This window comes from Marinobacter orientalis (assembly GCF_004792665.1).
Taxonomy (GTDB): Bacteria; Pseudomonadota; Gammaproteobacteria; order Pseudomonadales; family Oleiphilaceae; genus Marinobacter; species Marinobacter orientalis.
Genome location: NZ_SRZX01000002.1, coordinates 409037 through 423688, shown reverse-complemented (window position 1 = coordinate 423688; position 14652 = coordinate 409037). Strand labels below are relative to the sequence as shown.

At 57.5% G+C, this 14652-nt stretch carries 14 protein-coding genes; 7 read left to right on the top strand and 7 right to left on the bottom strand.

The annotated features are described in order from the left end of the window. Positions 1-46: 46 nt before the first annotated feature. Entirely contained in the window at positions 47-286 is a 240-nt protein-coding gene (tusA, locus tag DIT72_RS10160; RefSeq protein WP_135955120.1) for a sulfurtransferase TusA, read from the top strand. Positions 287-294: 8 nt separating this feature from the next. Here the strand turns inward: tusA and dsbD are convergent, their stop codons facing one another. Then, the gene (gene dsbD / locus DIT72_RS10155) at positions 295-2205 is read right to left on the bottom strand and encodes a protein-disulfide reductase DsbD (RefSeq protein ID WP_135955119.1); all 1911 of its coding nucleotides are present in this window, start codon (positions 2203-2205) and stop codon (positions 295-297) included. Between the two features lie 151 nt (positions 2206-2356). On the opposite strand from dsbD, the gene DIT72_RS10150 reads away from it, so the two are divergent. The 3 genes from DIT72_RS10150 to pdxB are packed head-to-tail and all read left to right on the top strand — an operon-like array spanning position 2357 to position 5403. After that, the gene (locus DIT72_RS10150) at positions 2357-2935 is read left to right on the top strand and encodes an elongation factor P hydroxylase (protein WP_135955118.1); all 579 of its coding nucleotides are present in this window, start codon (positions 2357-2359) and stop codon (positions 2933-2935) included. Between the two features lie 6 nt (positions 2936-2941). Further along, positions 2942-4228 carry a DEAD/DEAH box helicase gene (locus DIT72_RS10145; RefSeq protein WP_135955117.1) on the top strand — a complete coding sequence of 429 codons (1287 nt, stop codon included), beginning with the start codon at positions 2942-2944 and terminating at the stop codon, positions 4226-4228. Positions 4229-4248: 20 nt separating this feature from the next. Next, positions 4249-5403 (top strand): 4-phosphoerythronate dehydrogenase PdxB, encoded by a 1155-nt coding sequence (pdxB, locus tag DIT72_RS10140; RefSeq protein ID WP_135955116.1) that lies wholly within the window; start codon positions 4249-4251, stop codon positions 5401-5403. Here pdxB and htpX read toward each other — a convergent pair whose 3' ends face one another. From htpX to DIT72_RS10125, 3 genes are all read right to left on the bottom strand, one after another. After that, on the bottom strand, positions 5404-6285 hold the full coding sequence (gene htpX, locus DIT72_RS10135) for a protease HtpX (RefSeq protein WP_135955115.1): 882 nt from the start codon (positions 6283-6285) through the stop codon (positions 5404-5406). It abuts the gene before it with no gap. A gap of 97 nt (positions 6286-6382) precedes the next feature. Further along, positions 6383-6844, bottom strand: coding sequence for a hypothetical protein (locus tag DIT72_RS10130; RefSeq protein WP_135955114.1), 462 nt, complete (start codon positions 6842-6844; stop codon positions 6383-6385). A gap of 11 nt (positions 6845-6855) precedes the next feature. After that, the gene (locus DIT72_RS10125; protein WP_135955113.1) at positions 6856-8070 is read right to left on the bottom strand and encodes a pyridoxal phosphate-dependent aminotransferase; all 1215 of its coding nucleotides are present in this window, start codon (positions 8068-8070) and stop codon (positions 6856-6858) included. A gap of 241 nt (positions 8071-8311) precedes the next feature. On the opposite strand from DIT72_RS10125, the gene DIT72_RS10120 reads away from it, so the two are divergent. Both DIT72_RS10120 and DIT72_RS10115 read left to right on the top strand, forming a co-directional pair. Then, the gene (locus DIT72_RS10120) at positions 8312-8797 is read left to right on the top strand and encodes a glutathione peroxidase (protein ID WP_135955112.1); all 486 of its coding nucleotides are present in this window, start codon (positions 8312-8314) and stop codon (positions 8795-8797) included. A 3-nt stretch (positions 8798-8800) separates the two neighbouring features. Continuing rightward, positions 8801-9271, top strand: coding sequence for a MarR family winged helix-turn-helix transcriptional regulator (locus DIT72_RS10115; RefSeq protein ID WP_135955111.1), 471 nt, complete (start codon positions 8801-8803; stop codon positions 9269-9271). Here the strand turns inward: DIT72_RS10115 and DIT72_RS10110 are convergent. After that, on the bottom strand, positions 9231-11501 hold the full coding sequence (locus DIT72_RS10110) for a hybrid sensor histidine kinase/response regulator (protein WP_135955166.1): 2271 nt from the start codon (positions 11499-11501) through the stop codon (positions 9231-9233). The two genes, DIT72_RS10115 and DIT72_RS10110, sit on opposite strands and share 41 nt — an antisense overlap. 126 nt (positions 11502-11627) lie before the next feature. Then, entirely contained in the window at positions 11628-12401 is a 774-nt protein-coding gene (locus DIT72_RS10105; RefSeq protein WP_135955110.1) for a hypothetical protein, read from the bottom strand. Between the two features lie 259 nt (positions 12402-12660). On the opposite strand from DIT72_RS10105, the gene DIT72_RS10100 reads away from it, so the two are divergent. Then, complete coding sequence (locus DIT72_RS10100) at positions 12661-13671, top strand: LysR family transcriptional regulator (protein ID WP_135955109.1); 1011 nt, start codon at positions 12661-12663, stop codon at positions 13669-13671. Here DIT72_RS10100 and DIT72_RS10095 read toward each other — a convergent pair. After that, entirely contained in the window at positions 13660-14625 is a 966-nt protein-coding gene (locus DIT72_RS10095) for a GNAT family N-acetyltransferase (RefSeq protein WP_135955108.1), read from the bottom strand. The genes DIT72_RS10100 and DIT72_RS10095 overlap by 12 nt on opposite strands. Positions 14626-14652: the final 27 nt, after the last annotated feature.

The window sequence follows — 14652 nt, the reverse complement described above, 5'->3', positions numbered from 1 at the left end:
TAGCAGGTTTTTTTCAAATTTCAGGTGGAATTTCAGGAGACTGACATTGCAAGAGCAGGATTATGATGCAGAGCTTGATGCCCGCGGCCTGTTTTGCCCGGAACCGGTGATGATGTTGCATAACCGGATTGTAGAGATCAGCCCGGGTGCCGTACTGAAGGTAGTGGCGACAGACCCCTCCACAACCCGGGACATTCCGCGATTCTGCCAGTTTCTCGACCATGAACTGGTGGATAGCGGTGAAGATGGAAAGGAGTTCGTGTTCTATATCCGCCGCGGCAGCTGATTAACCGGTCAGGATTCGCCGGAAATGCCCAGTTCATTGAGATGGCCAAGAAACTGGTCGCGGTCCATCTCGCCGAGCACGCGGGCCGTTTCTATCTCTGCGCCGGAGTTGTTGTAGAACAGTATTGCCGGCGGCCCGAACAGGCCAAGCTCGTTCAGCAGCGCCTGCTGCTCTGGTGTGTTATCGGTCATATCCAGTTGCAGGAGCTTGTAGGGCGCCAGTGCCTGGATAACGGTGCCGTCACTGAAAACGTTGCGTTCCATGACCTTGCAGGAGATGCACCAGTCGGCGTAAAAGTCGAGCATCACAGGGGTGCCGTTGCGGCTGGCCTGTGCAAGCTCACTGCGAATATCCGCCGGAGATTCCAGCCGGACGAACCCGGCATGAGTCGCTGCCACTCCGGCTGGTGACGGGCTTCCTGCCATTGGCTGATTCGATGCAGTGAACGCAGCCAGGGGCTTTAGGGGATCATTTGCTCCAGAGACCGCACCGGCAAGCAGAGCTATGCCGTAGGCAAACATGACCAGCCCCATACCCTTGCGGGTACGTTCCCAGCCAGCCCTGGCAGCGTCGAAAGCGCCCAGTTGCACACCCGTGATGGCCACCAGCAGTCCCCACAGAGTCAGTGCCAGCCACCCCGGCACCATCCTCTCCACCAGCCAGATGGCAACAGCCAGTAGCATAACCCCGTAGAAAGCCTTGACAACGTTCATCCAGGGGCCGGTCGATGGCAGCAGTTTGCGGCCGCCAACCGCTACCAGTATCAGGGGAATTCCCATGCCCAGGCCCAGCGCGAACAGAGCAACACCCCCGATCACCGCGTCCTGGGTAGTGCTGATGTATAACAGGCTGCCGGCAAGCGGTGCGGAAACGCAGGGAGAAACAATAAGGGCCGACAGAGCGCCAATGCCGAAAATGCTGGCTACGCGGGTGCCGGTCAGGCGATGGCTGGCATCGTTGAGTGGCTCACGGATAAAGCGCGGCAGCTGGATTTCAAACAGGTTGAACATGGACATTGCAAATACCACGAACAGCGCTGCGAAAACGCCCAATACCCAGGGGGACTGAAGCTGGGCCTGGAGGTTGAAACTGGCGCCAAGCAAGCCGGTAATGACACCTGCTGCTGCATAGGTGAGGGCCATGCCCAGCACATAACTGCCGGAAAGAAGCAGTGCGTGACCGGTTGAACTGGTATTTCGGGAGGATACCAGTGACGAAATAATCGGCACCATGGGCAGCACGCAGGGAGTAAACGTAAGCCCCAGGCCCAGTAACAGGAACAGCCCGGCAATAACCAGAGTCGACTGGTTGGCGAGAAAGCCTGCCAGACCTGTCGCGGTGGAAGTGTCTTCAGGCGGCTGCTGGCTGGTGCCGGAGGAGGCGGAGCCCGCTGAACTGCTGCCTGCTGTAGCATCCGGGCTGGCGCCGGTACCGGCGTAATAGAGTACGTCCCGGGTCTGGGGAGGATAGCAGAGCCCGGCATTGGCGCAGCCCTGGTAAGTCACCTGTAGCTCGGCCTCGCGAATGCCTTCGGAGAGTTTTACCGGAACCCGGGCCTCGACCGGCTCATAAAACACAGTGACCTTGCCAAAGAACTCATCTTCGGTGTCGGTACCGGTATAGGAGAACTCCGGTTCCCCCAGTTCGACACCCTCGGTGGTGCTGTTGACGCTGATGCGCCCCTGATACAGGTAGTGCTCGGGCGCAATATCCCAGGACAGTAAGACAGCGCCGTTGTCTACGGTAAAACTGAAGGGCAGTGCCTCATCAACCGGGAGGAAATCGTTGTTGTTGCCAAACAGGGAATTGCCGGCCCCGGCGGTAATTGCAGAAAACGCGGATAATGCCAGAAACAGCAATAAGCGGCTCAACGCCCTGGTCGGGGCAATACTGCATGAGGTTGTCGTGTTTCCGGTCATAGTTAATAGAGTACCGTTGGTGGATCGGCGGTTATCGGGCGCTCAACCGGGAAAGGTCTGGACAGCGTCGCTTCAGGTTGCAATGGACACAGTTGCCGGGCAAAAGTTCCCTCTGGTATTGAACGGTCTAAAGTCGCACAATACCCGTCCCATGAGACATGATCCAGACGATCTTATCACGCTGTTTAATGGCCTGTTCCGGGCAGACTACCGGACTGTTCTGGTCAGGGGCGGCGATGAACCCGAGTATTTACCGGCAACGAAGCCTGACGGCTTTGCACAGATCATCTTTGCTCACGGCTATTATGCCAGCGCGCTGCATGAAATCAGCCATTGGTGTATTGCCGGTGAGCATCGGCGCACACTCAGGGATTTCGGCTATTGGTACTGCCCGGATGGCCGCAGCGTGAAGCAGCAACAGGCTTTTGAAAAGGCGGAAATAAAGCCCCAGGCTATTGAATGGCTGTTTTCGGTTGCAGCGCGCGCCCGGTTTCACGTCAGCGTCGACAATCTTTCCGGTAACGGAGCCTGGGACGAAGACGCTTTTCGCAGGAATGTGACGGCGCAGGCCAGTGATTATCTGGAGCATGGCTTGCCGGCCCGAGCCGGCATGTTTTTTCAGACGCTGCGGACATTTTATGGAACCGAGGCTGACTTTAACGAAGTCTGGAACAAAGAGACCAGGCGCCTGATGCCCGAATGTTCCGCCACAGACACTGAGGTAAATTGAAGCTATATGACATCTGACGCACCCGAAGCCGGCAAAATACTTTTCAAGGATCTGAACCTGGACCAGCGAGTACTTGATGCCATCACCGATATCGGTTTTGAGCACTGTACGCCAATCCAGGCAGAAACCCTCCCGTTTACACTGGCCTGCCAGGATCTGATTGGCCAGGCGCAGACCGGTACCGGCAAAACGGCTGCCTTTCTGATCACTGCCATCCAGAGCATGCTGGAAACGCCGATCCCGGAGTCCGACAGATTCGCTTCCGAGCCCAGAGTGCTGGCCCTGGCGCCCACCCGGGAGCTGGCGATGCAGATTGCCAAGGATGCGGAGCAGTTGTGCGGTTACACCGGACATAATGTGGTCACCGTGGTTGGCGGTATGAATTACGACAAACAGCGCGACCAGTTACAGAACGAGATTGTGGATATCCTGGTGGCCACGCCAGGACGCCTGATCGATTTTCTGGGGTCCCAGGACGTGTTTCTGGACCAGATCGATATCCTGATTCTGGATGAGGCCGACCGTATGCTGGATATGGGCTTTATTCCGGATGTGAAGCGTATTATCCGTAAATGTACGCCGAAGGAAGAGCGCCAGACACTGCTGTTCAGCGCGACCTTCAACCAGGATGTGCTCAATCTGGCTTCGATGTGGACACGCAACGCCGAATTCGTCGAAATCGAGCCGGAGCAGAAGACCGCTGAACGGGTGAAGCAGACTGTCTACCTGGTGGGTGAGGACGAGAAGCTGCCGGTACTGGTGAACTACCTCCAGCGCCCGGAGGTTGAAAAGGCTCTGGTATTCGCCAATCGCCGTGACCAGTGTCGTGATCTGGACGAGGATCTGCGTAATCAGGGCGTCAAGGTGGCTCTGATGTCCGGTGAAATCGCCCAGAACAAGCGACTCAAAACTCTGGATCAGTTCAAGGAAGGCAGCATTCAGGTGCTGGTAGCCACCGATGTGGCAGGCCGCGGTATCCATGTTGATGGTGTGACACACGTATTCAACTATAATCTGCCGGATAATGCCGAAGATTACGTTCACCGTATCGGACGGACCGGGCGGGCAGGGAAGCATGGTATCTCCGTCAGCTTCGCCAGTGAGGATGACGCCTTTTCATTGCCGGCTATAGAGTCCTACATCGGCCAGAAGCTCACCACAACCGTGCCTGACGAAGAGCTGATGACCCCGCTGGCCAAGCCGCCGATCACCCGCAAGCGCGGTGGCCGGCGCGCGCAGGGCAGTCGCAGCCAGGATGGCCGCGGCGGTAACCAGCGCCAACGCAGGAACTGACAGGTCGGGGAGACTGCATCATGCGCATAGTCGCGGACGAAAACATACCCTTGCTTGATTCCTTCTTTGGCGATATCGGCGAAATAGATCGTGTGTCCGGCCGCGCAATGTCGGCCGCCGATGTCCAGAATGCGGATATTCTGCTGGTTCGTTCGGTAACCCGGGTGAACCAGGCATTGCTGGAAGGCAGTCGCGTGCGCTTTGTTGGCACCTGTACCATTGGTACCGACCATGTGGATCAGCAATGGCTTGCCTCCAGCGGCATTGCATTCGCGGCAGCACCCGGTTGTAACGCCAACAGTGTGGTTGAATATGTAATGTCGGTGATCTCACTGCACGCCGAGAGGCGGGGCGTGGCCGACTGGACAAAGCTCAGTGTCGGCATTGTCGGCGCCGGTAATGTGGGCGGAGAACTGGCCCATAAGCTGGAGCGGCTGGACTTTGATGTGCTGTGTTGCGACCCGCCCCGGGCCGAGCGGGAAGGCGACGACGGTCAGAAGTTTGTCAGCCTCGAAGAGGTCATGGCCTGTGATGTGGTAACACTGCATACCCCTCTGACCCGTGAGGGAGAGCACGATACGCTGCATCTGTTCGGGCCGGAGCGGTTGTCGGCGCTGAGGGAACATCAGTTGCTGATCAATACCAGTCGCGGCGAAGTCATCGACAGCTCTGCCCTGCTGGCGCGCCTGGACGAGCCCAATGCGCCCACCGTCGTGCTGGATGTGTGGGAGCACGAGCCCCGCATTCACAGCGAGTTGCTCGACAGGGTATGGCTTGCAACACCCCATATCGCGGGCTACAGCCTGGAAGGCAAGGTGCAGGGCAGTGAGATGGTGTATCAGGCTCTGAGTCGTTGCCTGGGCCTGCCTGCCCGCAAGAAGGCCGGTCAGTTTTTGCCGGAACCGGCATTGGCGAAGCTCTCGTTCACCAGTGCGGCGGAGGAAATGGACTCGGCGAATATTGCCATGCGCTCCTGTTACGACCCTCGTCGGGACGATGCCCGCATGCGGCTGGCAATGTCACTGCCAGCCGAGGAGCGCGGGCCGGCGTTTGACCGCCTGCGGCGGGATTATCCGGTCCGGCGGGAGTTCTCCAGCGTAAAGATTCAGCTCAAGGGCACCAGCAAGTCCATGCAGGATACTTTCCGGGCCCTTGGTTTCAAACTCAAGTTGTAGTTACAGCTGTGCTTTCTGAAGTGCTTCGATGCGGCTCTGAAGGGGTGGATGGGTCATGAACAGCGCGCTGAGACCGGCCCGTGCGCCCCGATTGATGCCGAATGCCTGCAGGCTGTCCGGCATCTGGTCCGGCACCTCACTTTCCTGCTTGAGCCGGGCGAGGGCATTGATCATCGCGCCACGTCCTGCCAGTTGGGCTCCGGCGATATCAGCCCGAAACTCCCGGCGCCGCGAGAACCAGAACACGATGGTGCTGGCGAGGATGCCCAGTACGATCTCTGCCGCAATGCTTACCACGAAAAAGCCGATACCGTGCCCGCTCTCGTTCTTGAACACCACGCGGTCCACAAACGAGCCAATCACCCGCGAAGCGAAAATCACGAAGGTGTTTACGACGCCCTGGATCAGGGCAAGTGTCACCATGTCCCCGTTGGCCACGTGGCCGATTTCGTGGCCCAGCACCGCACGGATTTCATCTTTGTTGAAGCGGTGAAGCAGGCCCTCGCTGACCGCCACCAGGGCATTATTCCTGTTCCAGCCCGTTGCAAACGCGTTGGACTGGGACGCGGGGAAAATAGCGACTTCCGGCATGCCGATACCGGCATTTTTGGCCAGTGCCCGGACCGTATCCACCAGCCAGCGTTCAGCGGGTGTTCTGGGTGATTCGATGACCTTGGCCTTGGTACTCCATTTTGCCATGGGCTTGGAGATCAGCAGCGAGATTATCGCACCGGCAAAGCCGAAAACGGCAGCAAAGGCCAGCAGTGAGCCATACTGGATTCCGTTCTGTGCCAGGTAGCTGTCTACCCCCAGCAGTTTCAGGGTGAAGCTGGCAACCAGAATGACCGCCAGGTTGGTGGCAAGAAACAGCAGAATACGCATCTTGAATTCCTTGTTGAATGATCAGCCGCAGACAGCGGTTTGTACGCGAATCTTTATATGTGGCTGATGCGGCCTTGTTCAACAGGTTTACGCTGATTTAATGATCGGTTTTATCGCGAAAAAAAGTCGCCTGCATGACCCGGCTGATTTTTACCGAGCTGCCGCTCCGAAGGGCAGTACGAAGCACATGGATATGGGTGGAGAAGTCTTCCCGGATAGCCGGTGGCAGATCCTGGCCGCGTTGCGGCAGGTCTTCCTCCTGCAGGTCCGGGCTGGCAGGTGAGCTCATACGCACAAACGCCCGCTGTGTCAGCACCGCCTGATCCAGGGCTTCCTGGCGTATGGTATCCACATAACGCAACAGACCTTCTTCCGCCAGCCAGAGCAGGGTGCCGAAGCAGGCCATGTGGCGCTTGCTGTGTAACCCGAATTCATCCGGCTCGTCGGAGCCGGCAATATCTTCAACGAACAGATTCACCCGACGGGGAAAGGCATTGTAGAGCTGGATCAGGGCAATCGCGGCGTCCCTGTAGAACTCTTCAATATGGATGTCCGCCATGAAGCCTCCTTTTACAGCTGATAGGAAGACAGGAAGTGTGCCAGGCGCTTCATGGCGTCTTCCAGGGCATCTTCCCGAGGCAGGAAAACCACACGCAGGTGCTGTTTGTCGTCAATGTTGAAGGCAGAGCCCTGAACCAGCAGAATGCGCTCCTGTAACAGCAGGTCCAGTACCAGCTTTTCATCATTGACGATGGGGAAGCGCTTCGGGTCCAGCCTGGGGAACAGGTAGAGCGCGCCTTTTGGCTTCACACAACTGACGCCGGGAATATCATTGAGCAGGTTCCAGGCGGTTTCCCGCTGCTCGTAAAGCCGCCCACCCGGCGCCACCAGGTCGTCAATGGACTGGTAACCGCCCAGGGCTGTCTGGATGGCAAGCTGGGCCGGCACATTGGCACACAGGCGCATGTTCGAGAGCATTTCGATGCCTTCGATCAGGTCCCTTGCACGGTGTTTGGCGCCACTGATAATCATCCAGCCGGAACGGTAGCCGGCGGCGCGGTAGTTCTTCGACAGGCCGTTATAGGTCAGGAACAGCACATCATCCGCCAGTGAGGCGGTGGGAATGTGCTCGGTGCCGTCGTAAAGAATCTTGTCGTAAATTTCGTCCGACATCACAATCAGGTTGTGTTGCCGGGCCAGTTCAACCACCTGCTCCAGCAACTCCCGTGAATAGACGGCACCGGTCGGATTGTTGGGATTGATAAGCACGATGGCCCGGGTGCGGCGGGTGATCTTCTTGCGGATATCGTCGATGTCCGGGAACCAGTCCTGTGCTTCGTCACAGCGGTAATGTACCGGTTTGCCGCTGGACAGCGTCACCGCAGCAGTCCACAGGGGGTAGTCGGGGGCCGGAATCAGGACTTCGTCACCGGTGTTGAGCATGGCCTGCATGGACATCACGATCATTTCGCTGACGCCATTGCCCAGGAAGATATCGTCGATATCCACCTTGTCGATGCCCCGTTGCTGGCAATAGTGCATCACTGCCTTGCGGGCAGAGAACAGCCCCTTGGACTCGACATAACCCTGGGCCAGATGCATGTTGTAGATTACGTCCTGCTGGATTTCTTCCGGTACATCCAGTTCAAACGCCGCCGGGTTGCCGATGTTCAGTTTCAGAACCCGATGGCCCTCTTCCTCGAGACGGCGGGCCTCGCGCAGAACCACGCCACGTATCTCGTAACAGACATTATCCAGCTTGGCGGATTTGAGATAGTTCTGCATAAGCCCGGTTTGTCCTCGGATTGATAAGGGTTATAAGTGCCATATTTTGGAGGCAGGCCTGTATTCTAGCGGAGCAGGGGGCAGCGACAACAGGCCAATTGTGATGAATTGTGGCACAGGTGCAGAGATTTAACGCGCAAACCTCACAGTGTTCCTGAGCCGGAGCAGTTAACAACGCCAGATTCAGTTGTTATATATATTGTGCACAATATAATTATGGAAAACTCGCAGGACAGTTACCATGAGCAAAGAAAGCATCTACGATTTCAGGGCCACCGACATCCATGGCCGGGAGCATTCCCTTGAAGAGTTTCGCGGCAAGGTTCTGCTGATCGTCAACACCGCCAGCAAGTGTGGGTTTACCCCGCAGTTCGAAGGTCTGCAATCCCTGTATACGGACCTGAAGGACAAGGGTCTCGAAGTGCTCGGCTTTCCCTGCAACCAGTTTCGCAACCAGGACCCGGCAGACGACAAGGCCATCAGTGAATTCTGCAGCCTGAACTATGGCGTGGATTTTCCCATGTTCTCCAAAGTCGAGGTCAACGGTCCCAACGCCCACCCCCTGTTCCAGTATCTGAAACACAACGCCCGGGGCCTGCTGGGATCAGAAGCGATAAAATGGAACTTTACCAAGTTCCTGGTGAGCAGGGATGGCGAGGTTGTGGGCCGTTACCCACCTACCACGAAGCCCTCGGCCATCCGCGCCGATATCGAGAAGTTGCTGTAAGCCATGGCCACCGAAGACGACGTCCTGGCGCTCGACAACCAGCTCTGTTTTGCGCTTTACGCGGCCAACCGGGCGGTAACCGCCCGTTACCGCCCGTTGCTGAAAGAGATCGGTCTTACCTACCCGCAATATCTGGTCATGCTGGTGTTGTGGCAGGCGGATCAGGATGGCAAAACAGTGAGAGTGTCTGATCTGGGTAAGCGACTGCGCCTGGACTCCGGCACTCTGACACCTCTGCTGAAGCGCCTGGCTGATCGTGACCTGGTTACCCGCCAGCGGGATACGGCCGACGAGCGGGTGGTAACTATATCGTCTACAGAGAAGGGCAACGCGCTGCGCCGGCAGGCCCGGGAGATTCCCGGCCGGCTGCTGTGTGGCACGGGTATCAGTGAACAGCGCAGGGTAGCGCTGCGGGACGAATTACGTTCAGTCCTCAGCCTTCTTGAGACTCGGGGGGAGCCCAGCGGTCGATAATTGCTTTCAGTTCGGCACGATTGTAGGGTTTGGTGATGTAATCGTTCATCCCGGCCTGCAGGCAGTCATCGCGGTCTCCCTGCATGACATTGGCCGTTACCGCGATGACCGGAAGATTGCGCCACGCTGGATTCTCACGGATTCTGCGGGTGGCTTCATAGCCGTCCATTACCGGCATCTGGCAATCCATCAGCACAATATCGAATTCTCCTGATTTCAGGGCCGCCAGCGCACGCTTGCCGTTTTCCGCCAGGGTGACCCTATGCCCCAGTTTGCGGAGCATGCTGCTGGCAACAATCTGGTTGACCTGATTGTCTTCTACAAGCAACAGGTTCAGCGACCCGGTTATGGCCTCGCCTTCCTCTGCATGTGGGGCATCCCTGCCTGCCGCCGGTCCAGAAGCTGCTGCGGCGCAAAGAGTACGGAATAGCTGATCCCGCCTCAGTGGCATGGACAGAATCTGCTGATTGCCGGAAGCGACACTGGTTCCGTTCCTGTCTACCACGATGACGCCGGTCCCCTGCCAGCGAGCCGCAAAGTCCCGGCCTGAGTCGTCCTCATTGTCGGCAGCCACCATCAGGATGCCGCCTCCTTTGCGATCTGCATCGCGAACGGGAATGCTCCAGGCTCTCAGCTGACTCTCGATGGGCAGCCGGTGTGGATGTTCATGGGAGATGGCCAGATCCACCCCCGAGACTCTGACAGCTTCCGGTATGTCGGAGGGAGATATGCCGGTTCTGTCACGGTCGTACACCGGCAGGGGCAGGTTGACCGTAAAGTGCGTACCCCGGCGCTCCTCTGAATCCACCAGAATCTGCCCCTGCATGCGCTCCACCAGCTGTCGACACAGTGTAAGACCGAGCCCGGTTCCTCCGTATAACCGTGTGGTGTCGGAATCTGCCTGGGAAAATGGCGAGAAAATCCGGCGCAGACCTTCCCTGGACATCCCGATACCGGTGTCAATCACATCAATCCGCAGCTTGCCGTCAAAATGGGTTGCACGAATTCGGACGTTTCCCTCATCGGTGAACTTGATGGCGTTGCTCAGCAGGTTGTTGAGGATCTGTCGGATCCGGGTCGGGTCGCCAATAAAAGATTCGGGCAGGTCGCATTCGATGTCAGTCACAACGTCGATGTTTTTGCGCCGTGCCTGCTGAGCGTGCAGTGTTGCGCACTCCTCTATCAGGTTGCGGACACTGAAGGGAATGTTTTCAAGGCTGAGCTTGCCCGCCTCCACCTTGGAGATGTCGAGAATATCGTTAAGCAGGCCGAGCAGGCTTTGCCCTGCGTTGAGTGCGATCTCAAGACGGTTGCGCTGTGTCGGATCCAGGTCGCCTTCCAGGGTCAGGCTGAGCATGCCCAGTACACCGTTGAGCGGCGTGCGGATTTCGTGGCTCATACTGGCGAGGAAGTTGGCGCGGGAACGGGCGCGGCGAACGGCGTCTTCCTTGGCTTTTACGAGTGCCTGGTTACCTCGCTGAAGCGCTTCGTTCTTTTTCGAGATTTCCCGGGTGCGGTCGTCTACCTCCTGTTCCAGCTGTGAGGAGTAATTCTTTATGGCGCTTTCTGCCTCTCGCAATTGCGCCAGACTGGACTCCATGGTTTCCAGATGCTGATTGATGACGCCGACCATCTGGCCGATTTCATCTTCGCGGTGATTGGCGGGTACGGGGAGCCGGACTTTTTCCGGGGACTGTGCACGGACGCGGCTCAGAGCGCCAATCACATTGAGCATGGGCCGGGTCAGCACGAAATAGAAAATGGCGAGCAGTGCCCCCGTCAGCACAAGGCTTTTCAGCAACCCGCTCACCAGGGTATAGCCGGCCCGTTGCAGGAACAGCAGACCATAATGATAGGTGTCGATGGTGACCGTCAGGTTGCCAAGGGAAAGCTCGCTCAATTGCGGCACCATCAGATCTTCGCTGAAAACGCGGCTGTCTCCAAATAACAGATCACTGATCCAGCGGTATCGTGACTCGGGGCTGCTCTGGCTGGCAGCCGCCATGGTCTGGCCATTGTTATCGATGATGCGGGCATCAATGGTGGCAGGATGACGAAGCAGGCCTTCCAGTAATTCCTCCGCGAGCCGGATGTCGATGTTATAGGCAATCTGGGACGCGGGGCTGTGGCTTATTTCGATGAGGGCGCGGATTTCCTGCTCCATGGATTCGCGGGCAGTGAAGTAGTCAATGGTGACCTGGACAACATTGAGGGCCAGGCCAAGAACCATGGCGATCAAAACGGTGTCCCGGGTCAGACGATAGGAAAGCCGCGTTTTGAATGGAGTTGTCACAGTGTATCCACAGTCCCTGTCGGTCAGCGTTTCGGAGTGTGTCGACGGGCCCCTGGCCCGCTATCAGTCGTCGTAATCAGCCTTTTTCCGCCATTCGTCATCGTGAAGGAACGTATCCCATTCCCGGTCCAGACGTGACTGGTTTTCTGCACTGCCATCCCGTGATTCGTCACCTTTCATGGCTTCCAGTTCCTTGATGCGGGTGCGGAAGCTCTTGACCGCCTTCAAGGCCATCGGGTTATCTCTGGACTTACCCATTTCGGTACTGGCCAGGTGATAGGCGTGAATGGCCTTGCGAATCTGGTTCTGCTTGACATAGTCGCGGGCCTGGAACACATGAAGGTCGGCATGGGTCTTGTGCACCAGGAACAGTACAAATTTCAGATTTTTCTTGGCAGTGGCGCTGTCGATCTTTCCGGCCTTGTGCATGCCTTCAATCATTTTGAAAAGATTCTGCAGCAGCTCTTTGACATAGCTGGATTTTTCGGGTGAATCGATCTTGACAGGAGGGCGCCGGTCCTGGTCCTCCATAACCTGCTTTTTCAGTTGCTGAGCCTTACTGAGCCAGTCACTGACAGCTTGGCTGGACTTCAGAGCCTGGAGGTCCTTGCAGGTTTCCTCCATATGTCTGATCAGCAGCAGCTTGAGATCGTTGGTGAGGTATTGGCCGGGAATTTCGCAAAGAAGACGATTGGCCCGATTGTAGCTGTCCTCCAGGGCGGTGATTTTCCGAGCGCGCTCAATACGCGCCCGTTCCCGCATCTGGCTGGCCACAATAATGATGATCGAAATAATAACGATAGCTGCCAGTAGCAGCACAATCATTGTGGTATCCATTCTGTTTAAAAAACTCCGGCTTATGGACGGCCGCTGGGGCTCCGGTGGCTCAAACAGAGCGTAGACATCCAGCAAATATCCGAAAGACTAGCAGAAATCCGGAAACGATTCCGTTTTGAAATGTGAACGATGGTGGCTTTATATCATTTAAGTGAATTGGTATGATTAACTTCATTATTTTTGTGAATGTAGCTGCCACTGCGTTCCTAAGGCCGAGTCCGGTGACGGGCAATGCCGGTCTTCAAACAGGTGCCAATCTATGGATATTTCCCGGGTCGATCTGAATTTGCTGGTTTATCTCGATGTGCTTCTGCGGGAGCGGAACGTCACCAAGGCGGCCAATCACCTGGGCATCACACAGCCGGCCATGAGCAACGGCTTGCGACGGTTGAGGGATCTGTTCGGTGATCCATTGCTGGTAAGAACCAGTGAGGGCATGACCGCAACGGAACGGGCAACAGAACTGCAGCCACTGGTGCGGGGCATCCTCTCAGACATCGAGCGGGCCGTTCATGAGAAAACCGCCTTCGCCGCCATGGAAAGCCAGCGGGTGTTCCGGATCATGGCCAGCGATTACGCCGAATCCTGCCTGATGCCACGGGTGCTGCGGCGGATTCGCCAGGAAGCACCCCATGTCACTCTGGATGTCCTCACGCCCAGTGACGTCAGTTTTCTGGACGTGGAGCAGGGCCGCCTCGACATGGCCATCAACCGGTTCGACAAGATTCCTCAGTCCTTCCACCAGAAAACCCTGTGGACCGAGTACTTTGCCTGCCTGATGAACGTCCGTAACCCGATTCACAAGCAGCCGTTTACCCTGGACACCTACCTGGATGCCAGCCATATATGGGTCAGCAAGACGGGTTTCGGTGTCGGGGTAGGAGTGAATCCGAAGGATGTCCAGCGTCTGGGCTGGGTGGACGAGGCGCTGTCACTGATGGGCCGGAAGAGGCAGATCTCGGTGTTTACGCGGCATTACCAGGTAGCGATGTTGCTGGCGGAACAGCACGACCTGATCGCTACCCTGCCGTCGCGGGCGGCCTGGCTACAGAAGGACAATCCCAATCTGGTGGTCAAGGTGCCGCCGTTCGAGATTCCGCCGTTCGAGTTGAAGATGGCCTGGAGTCCGCTGTTGCAGCACAACACCGATCACCAGTGGTTACGCAGACTGATTGCCGAAGTGGCGGAGGAGGTCGATATGGAGTTTGCACCGTTCGGAGCACAGTTTGAATCCGCCGATGTCCCTGGCATCCATCACTCAGAGCGGTAGTTCCCTCAACTCAAGTGAGCTCTTGCCGACGTCCCACATGCGCTGGAAGGATTCCGCCAGCAGCCTGACCCGGCCGCTGTCGGAAAATTTCGCGAACCCCTCCGGCTTGTAAAAGTCGTGCCGGAAAACCACACCTTCCCGATCGACCAGCAGGAACGGTTGATCTCCCACAGGGTAGTCATCGTTGACCAGCCTCAGTTCAATCCTGCTGGGCAGGCGGCGCATCAGTTCCACGATCCGGTGCCGGTGTTTGACCAGTGGCTTGTCGTCGTGAATCAGCAGGCGTACCTCGCTGAGCCGATGGCGGCGGGCCAGTGTGGATATCAGTTCCCGCAAACGCAGGCGATCGTAGAGATCGTGGTCAAGCAGGCGGTCATACAGCCAGAGCCGCTGGCGAGCCTGGCCGACCACCGAATCCATCAGTTCCGTCATGGTTTGTTCGCTGTGAAACAGCCAGGCGTCGCGGTCTTCTCCCAGCAGCATGGGAGCCTGGCGGGTGCCGAACGCGTTACTGAGCAGTTGTGGCGCCAGGCAGCGCATGTCGACATGGGGAATGCCAGCGTCGTCGTAAAGATCCGAGCAGACATGGAAGCCAGAGCGCTGGTAGAAGGGGATGGCGTGTTCCTGGGCCGAAAGCCGAAGCTCGCTGAAGCGGCCGGCTGCTTCAGATACCAGGTGGCGCAGCAGGCGCTTGCCGATACCCTTGCCGCGATGGGCAGGAAGAATGGCCATGCGCCCGATATGGGCGGTCTCTTCAAGGGTAGAGAATAGCCGGCCGACCCCGACGGGGGTGTTGTCGGGCAGGACCACCAGGTAATGATCGGCGATCTCGTCGGTGTCGTCCCATTCCAGCTCCGGCGGTACCTGTTGCTCTTCCACAAACACGGTCTGGCGTATGTTCCGGATGTCGGCCGGCGCCAGTTGCCAGCTGTATTTTCGAATCCGCACGGTCATTGCGCCTGCACCCACTCCTGTCATTCA

Excerpts from the sequence above, each read along its gene's own strand:
- DIT72_RS10125 (WP_135955113.1), bottom strand. The coding sequence starts at position 8,070 with ATGCAGAACTATCTCAAATCCGCCAAGCTGGATAATGTCTGTTACGAG.
- DIT72_RS10100 (WP_135955109.1), top strand. The coding sequence starts at position 12,661 with ATGGATATTTCCCGGGTCGATCTGAATTTGCTGGTTTATCTCGATGTG.
- DIT72_RS10130 (WP_135955114.1), bottom strand. The coding sequence starts at position 6,844 with ATGGCGGACATCCATATTGAAGAGTTCTACAGGGACGCCGCGATTGCC.
- DIT72_RS10120 (WP_135955112.1), top strand. The coding sequence starts at position 8,312 with ATGAGCAAAGAAAGCATCTACGATTTCAGGGCCACCGACATCCATGGC.
- htpX (WP_135955115.1), bottom strand. The coding sequence starts at position 6,285 with ATGCGTATTCTGCTGTTTCTTGCCACCAACCTGGCGGTCATTCTGGTT.
- dsbD (WP_135955119.1), bottom strand. The coding sequence starts at position 2,205 with ATGACCGGAAACACGACAACCTCATGCAGTATTGCCCCGACCAGGGCG.
- DIT72_RS10095 (WP_135955108.1), bottom strand. The coding sequence starts at position 14,625 with ATGACCGTGCGGATTCGAAAATACAGCTGGCAACTGGCGCCGGCCGAC.
- pdxB (WP_135955116.1), top strand. The coding sequence starts at position 4,249 with ATGCGCATAGTCGCGGACGAAAACATACCCTTGCTTGATTCCTTCTTT.
- DIT72_RS10145 (WP_135955117.1), top strand. The coding sequence starts at position 2,942 with ATGACATCTGACGCACCCGAAGCCGGCAAAATACTTTTCAAGGATCTG.
- DIT72_RS10105 (WP_135955110.1), bottom strand. The coding sequence starts at position 12,401 with ATGGATACCACAATGATTGTGCTGCTACTGGCAGCTATCGTTATTATT.
- DIT72_RS10150 (WP_135955118.1), top strand. The coding sequence starts at position 2,357 with ATGAGACATGATCCAGACGATCTTATCACGCTGTTTAATGGCCTGTTC.
- DIT72_RS10115 (WP_135955111.1), top strand. The coding sequence starts at position 8,801 with ATGGCCACCGAAGACGACGTCCTGGCGCTCGACAACCAGCTCTGTTTT.
- DIT72_RS10110 (WP_135955166.1), bottom strand. The coding sequence starts at position 11,501 with ATGGTTCTTGGCCTGGCCCTCAATGTTGTCCAGGTCACCATTGACTAC.